Source organism: Roseovarius sp. (genome assembly GCF_040223625.1).
Taxonomy (GTDB): domain Bacteria; phylum Pseudomonadota; class Alphaproteobacteria; order Rhodobacterales; family Rhodobacteraceae; genus Roseovarius.
On sequence record NZ_JAVKFX010000071.1, the window covers coordinates 54,939 to 70,819 of the forward strand.

At 69.2% G+C, this 15,881-nt stretch carries 13 protein-coding genes; 6 read left to right on the plus strand and 7 right to left on the minus strand.

The window, feature by feature from the left end:
• Positions 1 to 29: 29 nt before the first annotated feature.
• Both pgl and zwf read right to left on the minus strand, forming a co-directional pair.
• The gene (pgl, locus tag RLN94_RS19825; protein WP_350067227.1) at positions 30 to 701 is read right to left on the minus strand and encodes a 6-phosphogluconolactonase; all 672 of its coding nucleotides are present in this window, start codon (positions 699 to 701) and stop codon (positions 30 to 32) included.
• Entirely contained in the window at positions 698 to 2,152 is a 1,455-nt protein-coding gene (zwf, locus tag RLN94_RS19830) for a glucose-6-phosphate dehydrogenase (RefSeq protein WP_350067229.1), read from the minus strand. The genes pgl and zwf overlap by 4 nt, the downstream gene beginning before the upstream one ends.
• Positions 2,153 to 2,307: 155 nt before the next feature.
• On the opposite strand from zwf, the gene RLN94_RS19835 reads away from it, so the two are divergent.
• The 5 genes from RLN94_RS19835 (at position 2,308) to RLN94_RS19855 (ending at position 9,521) form a co-directional block, all read left to right on the plus strand.
• Positions 2,308 to 3,261 (plus strand): radical SAM protein, encoded by a 954-nt coding sequence (locus RLN94_RS19835; RefSeq protein WP_350067231.1) that lies wholly within the window; start codon positions 2,308 to 2,310, stop codon positions 3,259 to 3,261.
• 152 nt (positions 3,262 to 3,413) lie between these two features.
• Positions 3,414 to 4,562 carry a M24 family metallopeptidase gene (locus tag RLN94_RS19840; protein ID WP_350067233.1) on the plus strand — a complete coding sequence of 383 codons (1,149 nt, stop codon included), beginning with the start codon at positions 3,414 to 3,416 and terminating at the stop codon, positions 4,560 to 4,562.
• 112 nt (positions 4,563 to 4,674) lie between these two features.
• Entirely contained in the window at positions 4,675 to 6,450 is a 1,776-nt protein-coding gene (locus RLN94_RS19845; RefSeq protein WP_350169489.1) for an SLC13 family permease, read from the plus strand.
• Positions 6,451 to 6,520: 70 nt separating this feature from the next.
• On the plus strand, positions 6,521 to 7,204 hold the full coding sequence (locus RLN94_RS19850) for a M48 family metallopeptidase (protein WP_350067237.1): 684 nt from the start codon (positions 6,521 to 6,523) through the stop codon (positions 7,202 to 7,204).
• 109 nt (positions 7,205 to 7,313) lie between these two features.
• Positions 7,314 to 9,521 carry a fused MFS/spermidine synthase gene (locus tag RLN94_RS19855; protein WP_350067238.1) on the plus strand — a complete coding sequence of 736 codons (2,208 nt, stop codon included), beginning with the start codon at positions 7,314 to 7,316 and terminating at the stop codon, positions 9,519 to 9,521.
• On the opposite strand, the gene RLN94_RS19860 is transcribed toward RLN94_RS19855, so the two are convergent.
• The 5 genes from RLN94_RS19860 to glnE all read right to left on the minus strand — a co-directional run bounded on the left by RLN94_RS19860 (position 9,508) and on the right by glnE (position 15,205).
• On the minus strand, positions 9,508 to 10,053 hold the full coding sequence (locus tag RLN94_RS19860; protein WP_350067240.1) for an RSP_2648 family PIN domain-containing protein: 546 nt from the start codon (positions 10,051 to 10,053) through the stop codon (positions 9,508 to 9,510). The two genes, RLN94_RS19855 and RLN94_RS19860, sit on opposite strands and share 14 nt — an antisense overlap.
• A gap of 37 nt (positions 10,054 to 10,090) precedes the next feature.
• Positions 10,091 to 11,287 carry an RSP_2647 family RNA methyltransferase gene (locus tag RLN94_RS19865; RefSeq protein WP_350067242.1) on the minus strand — a complete coding sequence of 399 codons (1,197 nt, stop codon included), beginning with the start codon at positions 11,285 to 11,287 and terminating at the stop codon, positions 10,091 to 10,093.
• 44 nt (positions 11,288 to 11,331) lie between these two features.
• The gene (locus tag RLN94_RS19870) at positions 11,332 to 11,973 is read right to left on the minus strand and encodes a DUF6778 family protein (protein ID WP_350126181.1); all 642 of its coding nucleotides are present in this window, start codon (positions 11,971 to 11,973) and stop codon (positions 11,332 to 11,334) included.
• A gap of 170 nt (positions 11,974 to 12,143) precedes the next feature.
• Positions 12,144 to 12,419: a hypothetical protein gene (locus RLN94_RS19875; RefSeq protein WP_350067246.1), complete on the minus strand. Its 276-nt coding sequence runs from the start codon at positions 12,417 to 12,419 to the stop codon at positions 12,144 to 12,146.
• Positions 12,416 to 15,205 carry a bifunctional [glutamate--ammonia ligase]-adenylyl-L-tyrosine phosphorylase/[glutamate--ammonia-ligase] adenylyltransferase gene (gene glnE / locus RLN94_RS19880; RefSeq protein ID WP_350067248.1) on the minus strand — a complete coding sequence of 930 codons (2,790 nt, stop codon included), beginning with the start codon at positions 15,203 to 15,205 and terminating at the stop codon, positions 12,416 to 12,418. Before glnE ends, RLN94_RS19875 begins: the two co-directional genes overlap by 4 nt.
• An 87-nt stretch (positions 15,206 to 15,292) precedes the next feature.
• Here glnE and RLN94_RS19885 point away from each other — a divergent pair, with 87 nt between their 5' ends.
• Complete coding sequence (locus RLN94_RS19885; RefSeq protein WP_350067250.1) at positions 15,293 to 15,760, plus strand: YbaK/EbsC family protein; 468 nt, start codon at positions 15,293 to 15,295, stop codon at positions 15,758 to 15,760.
• Positions 15,761 to 15,881 lie beyond the last annotated feature (121 nt).

Sequence of the window (15,881 nt, forward strand, 5' to 3'; positions counted from 1 at the left end):
GACGTCGGGGGCAGCGCCCCCCGCCGCGCTCACGGCGCCCAGTGCACCGTCGCCTCTTCCAGCACCGCCGCCACCGGCGCCTGCGCCGGGTCCAGCGACCTGGCCCGGTCGAGCGCCGCCTTCTTCGCCTGTCCGGTGATCACCACGTGCAGCGCCAGCGCATCGCGCAGCACTCGCGCCGACAGCGTCACCCGCGGCTCCGGCACATCCTCCGCCCGCATCGGCACCAGCACCGGCGCGTAACGGTCGAGCGCCTTCTCAAGGTTGTCCGCGCCGGGAAAGAGCGAGGCGGTGTGCATGTCGGCCCCCATCCCCAGCAGGCAGACGTTGATCGGCAGCGCCGGGCTGATGGCGGCCTCCAGCTCTTCCAGCACCGGCTCGGGCGTCTCGGATTGCCGGTAGAGCGGCAGGAAATTCGCCCTCGCCGCCCGCCCGGTCAGCAGACGCTCCCGGATAAGCCGGCTGTTCGAGCGCACATGCACCTCCGGCAGCCAGCGCTCGTCGCTCGGCAGCACGTCGACCCTTGCCCAGTCGAGATCGGCGTCGCACAGGCTGTCGAAGACCGGCCCCGGCGTCGTGCCGCCGGGCACAACGAACAGCACCCGGTCCTTGTGCTCCAGCGCCGCCGTCAGCTCCCCGGCCATGGTGTTGGCCAGGTGCACCGCCATCAGCTCGTCATCGGGGTAGTCCACGAAATTCATGCCTTGATCTCCCGCCAGCGGCGCCCGTCGCGGTGCATCAGCATCAGCGCGTCATCGGGCCCTGAACTGCCGGTGGAATAGGGCAGCGGATCCTCGCCGCGCTCCTCCCACCCGGCGATGATCCCGTCCGTCCAGGCCCAGGCCGCCTCGACCTCGTCACCGCGCATGAAGAGCGTCTGGTTGCCCCGGATCACGTCCATGATCAGCCGCTCGTAGGCGTCCGGGAAATCCGCCTCCTCCGGGCCCAGCGCCTCGGCAAAGGTCATGTCGAGCGGCACGTCGACCAGCCGCATGCCCCCCGGCCCCGGCTCCTTGATGGTCACGCCCAGCTCGATCCCCTCGTTGGGCTGCAGCTTGATGGTCAGGATGTTGCGGTGCCGCCCGGCCTCGTCGCCGAAGATCGAATGCGGCGCATCCTTGAAGACCACGGCGATCTCGCTCGCCCGCTCCTTCAGCCGCTTGCCGGTACGCAGGTAGAAGGGCGTGCCGGCCCAGCGCCAGTTGCTGACCCGGGCGCGCAGCGCCACGAAGCTTTCGGTGGTGCTGTCGCGGTTGCCGACCTGGTTGCGATAGCTCGGCCGCCCGCCCGAGCCGTCATACTGCCCCCGCACCACGTCCTGCGGCGGCACCGGGTCGAGCGCGCGGATCACCTTCAGCTTCTCGTCGCGCACCGCGTCGGGGTTGAACTTCGCCGGCGGCTCCATCGCGATCAGGCACAGAAGCTGCATCAGGTGGTTCTGCAGCATGTCCCGCATGGCGCCCGCGCGATCGTAGTAATCGCCGCGCCCGCCGACACCCACCTCCTCGGCCACGGTGATCTGGATGTGATCGACGTACTGGCTGTTCCACAGCGGCTCGAACAGCATGTTGCCGAACCGGATCGCCATCAGGTTCTGCACCGTCTCCTTGCCCAAGTAATGGTCGATCCGGTAGATCTGGCCTTCGTCGAAATGCTCGGCCAGCACGCGGTTGAGGTCCTTCGCCGTGGCAAGGTCCCGACCGAACGGTTTTTCCACCACGATCCGCGTCTGCCCGTCGGCCAGCCCGTGCTGGTGCAACCGCTCGGCCAGCGGCCCGAAAAGCCGCGGCGCGACCGAGAAATAGAAGGCCCGGATCCGGTCCGACCGGATGATCCCGGCCAGCTCCTCCCAGCCATCGTCGCCCATGGCGTCGACCATCACGTAATGCAGCATCTGCAGGAACGCCTCGAGGTTGCCGCGGTTCGCCCCCGCCCCCTCGTCCGAAGCCACGATCGCGTCCGCGGCGAACTGCCGGTAGCCCTCGGTATCCATCTCGCCCCGGGCGGCACCGATGATGCGCACGTCGCCCTCGATCTGGCCCGCACAGTAACGCCGGAACAGCCCCGGCAGGATCTTCCGCCGCGCGAGATCCCCCGTGCCGCCGAAAATCACCAGGTCGAAGGGATCCACCGGAATGACACGCGAAACCATCAGACCTCTCCTGTCCCGCCGCGATACCCGACTGCCGCGCGGCGTTCACCGGGCCTTTATGCCCGTATCACAAACCCGTCACCAGCCCGGTCATGACTTTTCACGACAAAAAGGACAGGTTACGCCGGAAATGCAAACCAAAATCAGGTGAAGTGATGAAAGACGCCGCCACAGCCCCGGCCAATGACGGCAAGTTCCGCGACCCGCAGGTGACAGCCGACGGGCAGGCCCGCGCGCATGTGCCCCTGTCGAATCCGCAGACGCTCTGGTTCAACACCGGCACGCTCTGCAACATCACCTGCGTGAACTGCTATATCGAAAGCTCGCCCGAGAACGACCAGCTGGTCTACATCACCGAGGCCGAGATGCGCGACTATCTCGACCAGCTCGACGCGCGCGGCTGGCCGGTGCGCGAAATCGGCTTCACCGGCGGCGAACCCTTCATGAACCCCGAGATGTGCGCCATGGCCCGCACCGCGCTGGAACGCGGCTTCGAGGTGCTGATCCTCACCAACGCCATGCGCCCGATGATGCGGCCCCGCGTCCAGGACGAGCTCCGCGCGCTGGTCGAGGCATACGGCGACCGCCTCACCCTGCGGATCTCCGTCGATCACTGGTCGGCAGACTACCATGACGAGGAGCGCGGCCGCGGCGCCTTCGACAAGACGGTGCGCGGCATGGCCTGGCTCCGCGACGCGGGCGCCCGCATGGCCGTCGCCGGCCGCACCCTCTGGCACGAGACCGAGGCCGAGGCCCGCGACGGCTACCGCGCCCTCTATGCCCGCCACGGCTTCGCCATCGACGCCGACGATCCGGGCGAAACCGTGCTCTTCCCGGAAATGGACATGACGGTCGAGGTGCCCGAGATCACCACCGCCTGCTGGGGCATTCTCGGCAAGTCGCCCAACGAGGTGATGTGCGCCTCCTCCCGGATGGTGGTCAAGCGCAAGGACGCACCGCGCCCCACGGTGCTGTCCTGCACCCTCCTGCCCTACGATCCGCAGTTCGAGATGGGCGAAACCCTGGAAGAGGCCGAGCGCGACGTCTCCCTCAACCACCCCCACTGCGCCAAGTTCTGCGTCCTCGGCGGGGCAAGCTGCTCGGGCTGAGGCGCCCCCTCGTCCCCACGCCGAAGACGGCGCGCCCCCCACCGCTTCTTCTGGCCAAAAATATCCCCGCCGGAGGCTCCCGAGGTCGCAACCAGACGCGCACGCCCGCCCGGAAGCGGCTCCAGTGCCACGACCCCCTGACGGAGCCGCCCATGCCCTTCCACTTCGACGAAGCCGAATACGCCGCCCGCCGCGCCCGCGCCACTCAGGCGGTCAGGGATGCCGGGCTCGACGCGCTGATCCTCTTCGCGCCGGAAAGCCAGTACTGGATCAGCGGCTACGACACGTTCGGCTTCGCCATATACCAGGCGATGGTGCTGACCGCGAAGGGCGAGCTGCACCTGATGACCCGCATGCCCGACCGTATCCAGGCCCTGCGCACCTCGGTGCTCACCGAAGACGAGATCCACGTCTGGCCGCAATACGAGGGATCGAACCCGGCCGAGCACCTGAAGAACCTGCTCACCGATCTGGGAGTCGCATCCGGCCGCCTCGGCTTCGAATCCGACACTGCCGGCCTCACCGACCGCAACGGCCAACTCACCCGCACCGCCCTGCCCGGGGCCGAGGATCACTCCGACCTCATCCGCGCCCTGCGCCGGGTCAAGTCACCGGCCGAGATCGCCATGCACCGGCGCGCCGGGCAGCTGGCCGATGACGCCATGGACGCGGGCCTGGCCGAGACCCGCGCCGGCGCCTTCGAGGGCGACATCCTCGCCGCCATGCAGGGCGCCGTCTTCCGCGGCGGCGGCGACTATGCGGGCAACGAGTTCATCCTCGGTTCCGGCCCGCAGGCGCTGCTCTGCCGCTACCATTCCGGCCGCCGCCACCTTCAGGCGCAGGACCAGATGACCTGGGAATGGGCCGGCGCCCATGCCCGCTACCACGCCGCCATGATGCGCACGGTGATCATCGGCAAGCCCTGCGACAAACAGCGCCACATGCACGAGGCCGCCACCGCCGCGCTCGAAGCCTGCGAAGCGGCGATCCGCCCCGGCCGCCCGATGAGCGAGGTCTACGACGCCCATGCCCGCACGCTCGACGAATACGGCCTCGGCCATGCAAGGATGCAGGCCTGCGGTTACGGCATGGGCGCGGTCTACAACCCGATCTGGGTGGATTTCCCCATGTTCTACGAGGGCAATCCGCTGCCCATGCAGGCGGGCCAGGTCTTCTTCCTCCACATGATCCTGATGGATGCCGAAGCCGGGCTCGCCATGTGCCCCGGCCATTCCGTGCTGGTCACCGAGACCGGCGTCGAACGCCTCTCGCGCCAGCCGCTCGATCTGGCTATCCGCTAGGCAGGCCGCGGGCGGAAGGGCGCCGGCCCGCCGCAATATCCTGTTGCCAGCGTCACCGCGTTGCCCGAAACTCCACCTCCGGTCCACCTCCTCCTGTCCGGGTCTTCCCCCCATGCCAATCGACCAGATTTTCGTGCTCCTCCTGCTGGGCGTCGTCTTCGCGGGCTTCGTCTTCGAGATCTACCCGCCCGAGGTGACCGCCCTCGCGGCCTCCGCCATCCTGCTGGCCACCGGCATCCTCGGCACCGACGACTTCCTCACCGTCTTCAGCTCCGGGGCGCCGATCACCATCGCCATGATGTTCATCATCTCCGCCGCGCTGGAACGCACCGGCGTACTCTCGCTGCTGGGGGAAATCCTGCAGAGAAAGGCGCGCGGCTCCCTCTCTCGCGCGGTGATGATCATGATGGCCGCCGCCATCGCCGCCTCGGCCTTCATGAACAACACCCCCGTGGTAGTTCTGCTGACCCCGGTGATGATCTCGGTCGCGGCCAACGTGGGCGCGGCGCCCTCCAAGGTGCTGATCCCGCTCTCCTACGCGGCGATCTTCGGCGGCACGCTGACGCTGATCGGCACCTCCACCAACATCCTGATGAGCGACGTCGCCCTCGCCGCCGGCCAGCCCCGGATCACCATGTTCGAGATGACCCTGCCGGGGCTGATCCTGGCCGTGACGGGCATGATCTACATGCTCTTCGCCGGCCGCTACCTGCTGCCCGACCGCGCCTCGCTCGCCTCCGCCCTCGGGCAGGAACGCAAGCGCAAGTTCATCGCCCGCCTGCTGATCCCGGCGGGCTCGGCCCATGTCGGCAAGGCGCTGGCCGACCTGCCCTTCAACACCGCCCAGGCCCGCATCCTCGACGTGATCCGTGGCGAACGCTCGCAGCGCGCGCAGCTTTCGAGCCTCACCCTCCAACCCGGCGACCGCGGCGTCATCAAGACCGACGCGGGCGAGCTTCTGGGCCTCCGCGAAGACGGCAGCGTCGCCTTCAACGAGATGCACGACACCGGGTTCGAGCCGGTGACCGCCGAAAGCACCATGATGATGGAAGGCAGCATCGGGCCCAAGTCGATGCTGCGCGGCCGCACGCTGGGCGATCTGCGCCTGCGCCGTACCTACGGCGTCTACGTCATCGCCGTCCACCGCGACGACCGCAACATCACCGAACGCACCGACAACCTGCGCCTGCGCTTCGCCGATACGCTGCTGCTGGAAGGCCCCGCCGACGGGCTGCAGCGGCTGGTGGCCGATGGCGGCATCGTGAACCTTTCCATGCCCTCCGACCGCCCGGTGCGCCGCGCCAAGGCGCCCATCGCCATCGCCACCATCCTCGCCGTCATGGTGCTGGCCTCGTTCGGGATCATGCCCATCGCCGGGCTGGCGGTGATCGGCGCGGTGGTGGTGATGCTCACCGGCTGCGTCGACCCCGAGGAGGCCTTCGACGCGATCGACTGGCGCATCCTCTTCCTGATCTTCGGGATGCTCGGCCTCAGCATGGGGCTGGAAAACACCGGCGCGGCCGCCACGGTGGTGGAGGCCATCGTGGGGCTGACCGGCGGGCTCGGCCCGCTCGCGGCGCTGGCGGCGGTCTACATCTTCACCAGCCTGCTGACCGAGATGATCAGCAACAACGCCGTGGCCGTGCTGGTGGGGCCCCTCGTCATCGGGATGGCGGTGCAACTGGGCTACGACCCCCGCCCCTTCATCATGGCGGTGATGTTCGCGGCCTCGGCCAGCTTCGCCACGCCGATCGGCTACCAGACCAACACCTTCGTCTACGGCGCCGGCGGCTACCGGTTCCGCGACTTCGTGGTCGTGGGCATGCCGCTCAACATCGTCTTCGCTGTGGTGGCGGTGCTGGTCATCCCGTGGTTCTTCCCGTTCTGACGTGCCGCGTGCCGCAGGCGCGGGCCACCCCGCGCTTGCCCGGCCCCGCGCCGCACCCCATATTCGGATCATGCTGAAGTTCACCCCGATCCTGCTGGCGATTCTCTATGCCGTGGCGATGTACCGCTTCTCGGTCTGGCGCACCCGGCGCGAGCTAGACGCGCGCTCGTCCGAGCTGGCCGACCCGCGCCTGAAGAAACTCACCGACCGGCTGGCCGCCGCGCTCGACCTGCCGCGCATCAAGGTCCACATCTACGAGATCGACCCGGTCAACGGGCTGGCCGCCCCCGACGGGCGGATCTTCATCACGCGCGGCTTCTACCGCAAGTTCCAGAACGGCGAGCTTTCCGCCGAGGAGATGTCCAGCGTCATCGCGCACGAGCTGGGCCACGTGGCGCTCGGCCATTCCCGCCGCCGGATGATCGACTTTTCCGGCCAGAACGCGCTCCGCACGGCGCTGGCGATGATCCTGTCGCGCTTCCTGCCCGGCATCGGCGCGATGATCGCCAGCGGCCTGACCACCCTGCTCGCCGCCCGCCTGTCGCGCAGCGACGAGTACGAGGCCGACGAATACGCCGCCGCCCTGCTGACCAAGGCCGGCATCGGCACCGGGCCGCAGAAGGCGCTCTTCACCAAGCTCGAGGACCTCACCCAGTCCCGCTCCGGCGCCATGCCGGCCTGGCTGATGAGCCACCCGAAAACCGGCGAACGCATCGCCGCCATCGAGAAGCTCGAGGCGAAGTGGGCCCGGTAAGCCCTGCCGGAATCTCGGCCCCCTAAGACCGTCCTTCCGCCACAAACCGATCATAATTCCGCAAGATCCTGCATGTAACTAGGCGCCCGGGGGGCCAAAGAGGATCAACATGCAGGTTTCCGATACGCCAGCCACGGGCGTCTCGCCACGCGTCGCACCGGCCATATTCATCGCCACCATGTTTCTCAGCGCGTCGCTGCTGTTCTTTGTGCAGCCGCTCTTCGCACGCCTCGTGCTGCCCCATGTGGGCGGCTCGCCCGCCGTCTGGACGACGGCGATGCTGTTCTTCCAGACCGTGCTGATCGCCGGCTACCTCTATGCCCACCTGCTGACCCGGGTCCTGCCGGTGCGCGGCCAGGTGCTGGTGCACCTGGGCCTCTGGGCGGCGGCGCTGCTCAGCCTGCCGCTGGGCGTGCCCGAGGGCTGGCAGCTCGACGCCAACCGCTCGACCGCGTGGCAGACGCTGCTCGTCTTCGCGGCGGGCGTCGGCCTGCCCTTCCTCGCGCTCTCGGCCAACGCGCCGCTGATCCAGTTCTGGTACAGCCGCAGCAGCGGACCCTCGGCGCATGATCCCTATTTCCTCTACGGCGCGTCCAATCTCGGCTCGCTAATCGCCCTTCTGGCTTTCCCGCTGGCCGCCGAGCCGGTCTTCGGCGCCGGCGCCATCGGGCTCGGCTGGGCCGCGGGCTTCGTGGCGCTGGGCGGCGCGCTGGCGCTGAGCGGCCGCTTCACCCACGGCCCCGCCGCAACCACCCCGGCCCGGCACGGCCCCGTCGCCGACCGCCCGACCGCCTCGCATTACCTCCTCTGGGGATTCCTCGCCTTCATCCCCTCCTCGCTCATGCTGTCGGTCACGCTCAAGATCAGCATCGACATGGGCTCCTTCCCGCTGGTCTGGGTCGTGCCGCTGGCGCTCTACCTGCTCAGCTTCGTGCTGGCCTTCTCCAACCGCCGCCTCGTTTCCGACCGGTCGCTGAAGATCATCGCCGCGCTGGCGCTCGCGGTGCTGGGCCTCTTCGTCTTCGGCCTCCACGGCAACTACCTCGACTGGTCCTCGGTCGGCATCCTGCTCTTCTGCTTCTTCTGCATCGCGCTCTTCGCCCACCGCCGGCTCTATGCCGCGCGGCCCGCCGGCCACAACCTCACGGGCTTCTACCTGACCATGTCGGTGGGCGGCGCGGTGGGCGGGCTCTTCAACTCGATCCTCGCCCCCGCGATCTTCCCCGGCCTGCAGGAGGCGGCGATCACCGCCGTGCTCGCCGTGCTCCTCTTCGTGCCCTTCGGTCGGAACCCGCGGGAGACGATCACCAGCCTCAGCCGCGGCGCCCTGATCGGCTGCGTGGTCTCCGCGCCGGCCCTGCTCACCGGCCTCACCTCCTCGGGCGACGGGCACTGGGCGGCGGTGCTGCTGATCCTGCTGATCGGCGGCGTGCTCTGCCTCGCATGGCTCCGCCGCACCCCGCTGGGGGCCTTCGCGGCGGGCATCGTGCTGCTGCTGGTCGGCACGCTCTTCGTCCCCGACCACGCCCTCTGGCGCGACCGCAGCTTCTTCGGCACCCACGTGATCACCGAGGTGGAAGGCCTGCGCATCTACGGCAACGGCACCACCGTGCACGGCGCCCAGCGCATCGCCGACGACACCGCCGCCCGGCCCGAGCCGCTCTACTACTACCACCGCAACGGCCCGCTGGGGCAGGTGATGACCTCTGTCCAGGGCCGCACCGCCGGCAACGTCGGCGTGCTGGGCCTCGGCGTGGGCTCGCTCGCCTGCTACAGCCAGCCGGGGCAGAACTGGCATTTCTACGAGATCGACCCTCTCGTCGACCGCATCGCCCGCAGCCCGGAGCATTTCCGCTTCCTCTCGGCCTGCACGCCCGACGCCCCCACCCACATGGGCGACGGCCGCATGGTCCTCGACCGCCAGCGCGACCTGCGCTTCGACATCCTGGTGATCGACGCCTACAGCTCCGATGCCGTGCCGGTGCACCTGACCACCAACGAGGCGATGCAGCTCTACCTCGACCGGCTCTCACCCGGCGGGCTGCTCATCTACCACATCTCGAACCGCTACTACGACATCGACGTGCCGCTCGCCCGCTCCGCCGCCGATCTGGGCCTCGCGGCCCGGGTGCAGCACTACAAGGGCAACGCCAGCGAAGACCCCGGCGACAGTTCCTCGAGCGTGGTCATGCTCGCCCGCGACCCGGCCACCTTCGGCGAGCTGTCCGCCGACCCCCGCTGGACCGTACTGGAAAGCGATGGCGGGCGCGTCTGGACGGACGATTACGCCAACCTGATCTCGATCATGAAGCGGTAAGCGCCTTGCCCAGCCGCGGCAGCTTCGCCTTCTTCAGAAGCTGCCGCATCTCCCACGTCCGGCCCGAAAGCCGGTTCGCATCGGCCAGCACGCTTTCGGCAGCCTCTTCCACCAGCCCCGGCCCGGCCTTCCACAGACCCAGCAGGAATCCGTCCGGATCGGCCCTTGCCACGCCTTCCTCGGCCAGCACGTTGCGCGGGAAATCCTTGACGTTCAGCGTCAGGATCAGGTCCGCCGACCCCGCCACCGCCGCCGCCAGCACATGCACATCCGCGGGGTCAGGCAGCCACAACCGGCTCTCCAGCGAGGGCGGCCATGTCACCTCCGCCTCCGGCCATGCGACGCCAAGCAGCGCCGCCTCCGCTCCCGCCTGCGCCACCCCGTCCGGCCCCAGCTTCGCCGCGGCCCGCTGCCATTCCTCGATGATCCGCGCCGACCAGAGCGGCGTGAACGCCCCCCGCTCCGCGACCCGCAGAAGCATCTGCCGCATCACCGTGGGATAGATCACGCAAGTATCCAGAACCGCCTTCATGCGAGGCAGCCCGCAAGGGCTGACGAGCACCGCCCCCTCACAGCCGGAAGAACAGCGCCTTCAGATACGCCGTCTCCGCCAGGTTGGGATGCTGCGGATGGTCCGGCCCCGCAAAGCCCGTATAGATCAACGGCCCCGCACGCCCGGCCCGCCCGATCCCCCGCAAACAGGCCGACCGGAACTTCGCCAGGTCCGCCGCGTGCGAACAGGAACACAAAGCCAATATCCCGCCCTCTTCCACCAGGGGTGCTGCCAGCCGCGCCACCCGCTCATAGGCCCTGAGCCCCGCCTCCAGAGCCTGCTTCGACGGCGCAAAGGCCGGCGGGTCGCAGATCACCATGTCGAACCGCGCTCCCTCCTCGGCCAGTGCCGCCAGCGCCTCGAACGCATCCGCCTTGCGGGTCTCGAACCGCTCGCCCGCGCCCATCCTCCCGGCCCCGTCCCGCGCCAGCTCCAGCGCCGGCTCCGACCCGTCCACCGCCAGCGCGGTCTCCGCCCCCGCGGCCAGCGCCGCAAGGGAGAACCCGCCGACATGGGCAAAAACGTCCAGCACCCGCGCGCCCTTCGCCATGCCCGCCGCGAAAGCATGGTTCGGCCGCTGGTCATAGAACAACCCGGTCTTCTGCCCGCCCGTCAGGTCGGCCATGTAGACCGCCCCGTTCATCGGCACCTCGACCGGCCCCTCCGGCGCCGCGCCCTCCAGAACCGCGCTCACGTCATCGAGCCCTTCCAGCCCGCGCGCCCGGCCCCCGGCATTCTTCAGAACCGTCGAAACCCCGGTCACCTCGCGCAGCGCCGCCACCAGCTCCGGCAACAGCCTCTCCGCCCAGGCCGCGTTCGGCTGGATCACGGCCACATCCCCGAACCGGTCGATCACCACGCCCGGAAGCCCGTCGCCCTCGGCATGGATCAGCCGGTAAAACGGCGCGTCGTACAGCCTCTCCCGCAAGGCCAAGGCCGCCGCCAGCCGCTTGCGCAGCCAGTCCGCCCCGATCTCCGCCCCGGTATCGAGGTCCAGCACCCGCGCCATGATCCGCGAATTGGGGTTCACCGCCACCAGCGCCAGCGGCTCGCGCCCGGCATCCTCCAGCACGGCAATGCTGCCCGGCGCGATCGCCTTCGTGCGGCGGTCGGTCACGAGTTCGTTGTCGAACACCCACGGCGCCCCGTGCCGGATGGCGCGGGTATTGGCCTTGGGTTTCAGGCGGATCACGGGAAAAGGGGACGGCGTCATGCCGTCCCCTTAAGCCCTTTCCGGCGCCTGGGAAAGATCAGAAGTCAGTCGAAGGCGCTCATCAGCCCCAGCCGCTCGGCCTGGTAATGCGCCGGATCGGTCAACTGCTGCCGGATCACCCCGGCCAGGTGATCGGTAATCCGCACCTTCTGGGTCTGCCCGGCCCGCTCGGCCGCCTTCGCGGCCTTGCCGCCGAATCCCTTGAAATCGGCCTTCACGACTCTCGGCGCGCTCAGCGCCACGCCGGTCTCCGGATCGCGATACTGCATGATGAACTGCAGCGCATGGACGCCGCCCACCGTGTTCCGCGTCTTCTCGGTCAGCGCATGAAACCGTGTCACCTCGATATCGAGCACGACAGGCCGCCCCTCGCCCTCGACCGCGCGCACGCCCTTCAGCATGGCGGCCTCGACGATGGCCTGCACCTGCGCATGGCGATCCCCCGGCGGGTCTTCGCGCCAGACGATATCGCCGCCCGGGTAGAACCGGTTCGCCTCCGATACCTCCAGCGTCCGCGGGACGCTGACCTTGACCGACGTGACCTTCACCGATGCTGCCGTCCGGGCCACCTGCGGTGTCGCGAAATCCGCAGGCGCATTGCGCGTCGCCGTCTCCATCGGCGCGCCGCCACAGCCCGACAGCGCCAAACCCGCCGCCACGGCCGCGATAACTCCAAATCTTTTCATCCTGTCCTCCAGTCGGCCGCGTCCGGGATGTCTCGCCGGTCTCCCCGGTCTTCTCCGCACGCAGGCCTTGCTCGTTTTGCCTGGAAATCAGGATGTCGTTGAAATCGGGCGCATTTAGGACGAAAGCGGACCTTTACCAAGACCTTGTGCACGTCAAGCGGGTGCCCCGTTCAGTCCCGTTCCCGAGACCGCCACCCCCCGCGCCGCCGCGGCTTGGCCACCGTCTCCAGCCCCTGCCGCAGCACATGGGTCATCGGGTGGTCGGGATACTCCCCCTCCCGCCGCGAAAGATGCGTCTCGATTGCCGGCTTCGTCTCCTGCCCCTCGGGCAGCGACAGCGCCCAGTCCAGGAAAACCGAACGGCACTCCCCCTCGGTGATCCCCTCGATGCGATAGGATTCCCGGATCAGCCCCTTCGGGTCCAGCGGGTCACGCTCCCTGCTCATGCCTCGTCCTTTCCCTCGTCCGCCAGCGCGGCATCGATGATCTCCGCCGCCCGGCCCGTCACCTCCACCAGCCGCGCCTGCACCTCGTCCAGCGTCTCCGCCCCGGTTTCCCGCAGCAGGAAGGCCACCGCCCCCTCGCCCAGCGTCTCCGGGTCGAGCGGCTTGTCCGTCAGCAGCCGCGCCGCCTGCAACACGCACCAGCAAAGCCCATAAGCCTCGGCCAGCGCTGCCCGGTCCGCGTCATCCAGCCAGCCGATTGCGACACAGGCCTTCAGGCCCGCCGCCACGTCGCGTCCCGGCTCGGCCGCCATCAGCGCCCCGGCCTGCGCTGCCAGCTCGATCTCCTGCATCCGGCCCGGCCCGAGCTTGGTGTCCCACGCCCCCGCCGGGCTCTTCGCCTCGGCGACCCGCCGGCGCATGTCGGCCACGCCGGGCAACACCCGCTCCCTTGCGCCCTTCTTCTTCAGCAACTCGCACCGGAACGCCTCGAAATCGCCGGCCAGCGCCTCGGGCCCCGCGATCACCCGCGCCCGCGTCAGCGTCAGATGCTCCCAAACCCACGCCTCGCCCTTCTGATACTCCCGGAACGACGGCCACCCCGTCGCCACCGGCCCCTGGTTCCCCGAGGGGCGCAACCGCATATCCACCTCGTAAAGCCGCCCCTCCGCCATCGGCGCGGTCAACGCGGTGATCAGCGCCTGCGTCAGCCGTGCATAATAGGTCCGCGACGCCAGCGGCCGCCGCCCGTCCGATCCCTCTTCGCCCGCCGCGTCGTAGATCACGATCAGGTCCAGGTCCGACGTCGCGTTCAGCTTCGCCGCGCCAAGCGAGCCCATGCCCAGCACCACCGCCCCCCGCCCCGGCGGTGGCCCGTGCTTGCCCGCAAACTGGTCCACCACCACCGGCCAGAGCGCCCCGATCACCGCCTCGGCCAGTTCGGCATATTGCGTGCCCGCCTCGTCCGCGTCGATCAGCCCCCGCAGGTGATGCACCCCGATCCGGAAATGCCATTCCTTGCTCCACCGCCGCGCGGCATCCAGCCGGCGCTCGTAATCCTCGTCCGCCTCGAACCGACCGACAAGCTCCACCTCCAGCGCCTCGCGCCCCGGCCACTTGGCAAAGAAATCCCCGGCAATGACGGCATCGAAAACGCCCGCATTCCGCGACAGGTGCGCCGCCAGAGAGGGCGAGGTGCCGACGATATCCACCAGCAGATCGACCAATTGCGGGTTCGCCTCGAACAGCGAAAACACCTGCACCCCCGCCGGCAACCCCTTCAGAAACCCGTCAAACGCCAGCAACGCCTCGTTCGGCTCCACCGATTTCGCCAGCTTCGCCAGCAGCTCCGGCTTCAGCCGGTTGAAGATCTCCACCGCCCGGCTCGACCTCAGCGCGGGGTAACTCGGCCAGCCGGCGATGACATCCTGGTCCAGCTCCGCCCCGACCTCGTCACAGGCCCCCGCATCCTCCGGCGCAAAGAAGCTCTCGATCGTCTCGTGCACCTCGGTCAGCCGCCGGTGCAGCTCTTCCTCCATCTCCGCCCGGTCGCAATCCATGAAGGCCGCCAGCCGCTCGAACTCCTCCCCGCTCGTCGGCAGGTCATGGGTCTGCTGATCCCGCAGCATCTGCAACCGGTGCTCCACCTCGCGATGCGCCCGGTAATGGCCCGTCAGCATCTCCGCCGCGTCCTTGGGCACCCAGCCCTTCTCGGCCAGCCGCGCCAGCCCGTCCACCGTGCCACGCACCCGCAGGTCCGGATCCCGCCCGCCGGAAATCAACTGCCGCGTCTGGGTGAAGAACTCGATCTCCCGAATACCGCCCCGCCCCAGTTTCATGTTGTGCCCCGGCAGGCTCAGCCGCCCGCCCAGGCCCTTGTGCTCGCGTATCCGCAGCCGCATGTTATGCGCGTCCTCGATCGCCGCAAAATCCAGGTGCTTGCGCCAGACAAAGGGCTTCAGCGTCGCCAGGAAACTCTCCCCCGCCGCCACGTCCCCCGCACAGGCCCGCGCCTTGATATAGGCCGCCCGCTCCCATGTCCGGCCGAGGCTTTCGTAATAGGTCTCCGCGGCCGCCATCGCCATGCAGACCGGCGTGACCGACGGGTCGGGCCGCAGCCGCAAATCGGTGCGGAAGACGTACCCCTCCGCCGTCTTGTCATTCAGCGTCGCCGCCATCTTCCGCGTCGCCCGCACGAAGGCCGCGCGCGCATCGTGATAGTCGTCCTTGTCGAACCGGGTCTCGTCGAACAGGCAGATCAGGTCGATATCCGAGCTGTAGTTCAGCTCCCCCGCCCCCATCTTGCCCATCGCCAGCACCACCATGCCGCCCGCGATCTCCAGCTCGTCCTCGCCCATCCCCGGCAGCTTCCCGCGCCGGATCTCCACGCCGATGGCGGCCCGCAGAGCCACCTGCACCGCCGCATCGGCAAACGCCGTCAGGTGCCCCGTCACCTCCTCCAGCGCCCAGACCCCGGCCAGGTCCGCCAGCCCCGTCAACAGCGCCACCCGCCGCTTGGCCTGCCTGAGCGCGTCGGCCACCGTGTCCGGCGCGGCCTCCCTGACCTCCGCCAGCACCGCCTCCAGCGCCTCTTCAGGCGCCTCCAGCGCGCCGGGCAGCCATCCCGCCTTCTTCTCGCACAGCGTCCGCAAATAGGGGCTGCACCCCGCCGCCCCCTCGATCAGCTCCCCCAGCTCGGGCGCCACATCCGGAAACCGGGCACGCGTCTCCGCCCCCTGGTCTGGTTCAAACGGGCGCGGGCAACGGGTCATGCGGTCGGTAAAACTCATGGCGCCAGTGATACAGCGCCGCCGGGTCTGGTCAATGCCGCGCGGCTGATCTATCTCCGCCCCGTCCCCAGACGGAGCACGCGCCCCATGTCCAAATCCCTCAAACGCGTCACCCTTGCCCTGCAGGAGGGCGGCATCGACACCGGGCCCGTCGAGGTGGGCCAGGCCACCACCGCGCAGATGGCCGCCGATCTCGTCGGCTGCACCACCGACCAGATCGCCAAGTCGATCATCTTCCGCGGCGAGGAAAGCGGCACGGCCATCCTCTTCATCACCGCCGGCGGCAACCGGGTCGACGACGCCAAGGCCAGCGCGCTGGCGGGCGAGCCGCTCGGCAAGGCCGACGCCGCCCTCATCCGCGCCCAGACCGGTTTCGCCATCGGCGGCGTCTCGCCCCTGGGCCACCTCACGCCGCCCCGCGCCTTCTTCGACCCGCGCCTTCACGCCTTCGACCAGGTCTGGGCCGCCGCCGGCACCCCGCGCCACGTCTTCCCCATCGCCCCCGCCGACCTCCTCCGCCTCTCCGACGCCCAGGAAGCCGACTTCACGGCATAGCCTGCACATCTCATCTTTGCGCCAACCCCGTGCTTCTTCTGGCCAAAAATATCCTGGGGGCCGGCATTGTGCGCCATTGGTTCAAGCCCCATGGCGGCGGGGCTGGCCCCCAATTTCCGCC

Excerpts from the sequence above, each read along its gene's own strand:
- pgl (WP_350067227.1), bottom strand. The coding sequence starts at position 701 with ATGAATTTCGTGGACTACCCCGATGACGAGCTGATGGCGGTGCACCTG.
- zwf (WP_350067229.1), bottom strand. The coding sequence starts at position 2,152 with ATGGTTTCGCGTGTCATTCCGGTGGATCCCTTCGACCTGGTGATTTTC.
- RLN94_RS19835 (WP_350067231.1), top strand. The coding sequence starts at position 2,308 with ATGAAAGACGCCGCCACAGCCCCGGCCAATGACGGCAAGTTCCGCGAC.
- RLN94_RS19840 (WP_350067233.1), top strand. The coding sequence starts at position 3,414 with ATGCCCTTCCACTTCGACGAAGCCGAATACGCCGCCCGCCGCGCCCGC.
- RLN94_RS19845 (WP_350169489.1), top strand. The coding sequence starts at position 4,675 with ATGCCAATCGACCAGATTTTCGTGCTCCTCCTGCTGGGCGTCGTCTTC.
- RLN94_RS19850 (WP_350067237.1), top strand. The coding sequence starts at position 6,521 with ATGCTGAAGTTCACCCCGATCCTGCTGGCGATTCTCTATGCCGTGGCG.
- RLN94_RS19855 (WP_350067238.1), top strand. The coding sequence starts at position 7,314 with ATGCAGGTTTCCGATACGCCAGCCACGGGCGTCTCGCCACGCGTCGCA.
- RLN94_RS19860 (WP_350067240.1), bottom strand. The coding sequence starts at position 10,053 with ATGAAGGCGGTTCTGGATACTTGCGTGATCTATCCCACGGTGATGCGG.
- RLN94_RS19865 (WP_350067242.1), bottom strand. The coding sequence starts at position 11,287 with ATGACGCCGTCCCCTTTTCCCGTGATCCGCCTGAAACCCAAGGCCAAT.
- RLN94_RS19870 (WP_350126181.1), bottom strand. The coding sequence starts at position 11,973 with ATGAAAAGATTTGGAGTTATCGCGGCCGTGGCGGCGGGTTTGGCGCTG.
- RLN94_RS19875 (WP_350067246.1), bottom strand. The coding sequence starts at position 12,419 with ATGAGCAGGGAGCGTGACCCGCTGGACCCGAAGGGGCTGATCCGGGAA.
- glnE (WP_350067248.1), bottom strand. The coding sequence starts at position 15,205 with ATGAGTTTTACCGACCGCATGACCCGTTGCCCGCGCCCGTTTGAACCA.
- RLN94_RS19885 (WP_350067250.1), top strand. The coding sequence starts at position 15,293 with ATGTCCAAATCCCTCAAACGCGTCACCCTTGCCCTGCAGGAGGGCGGC.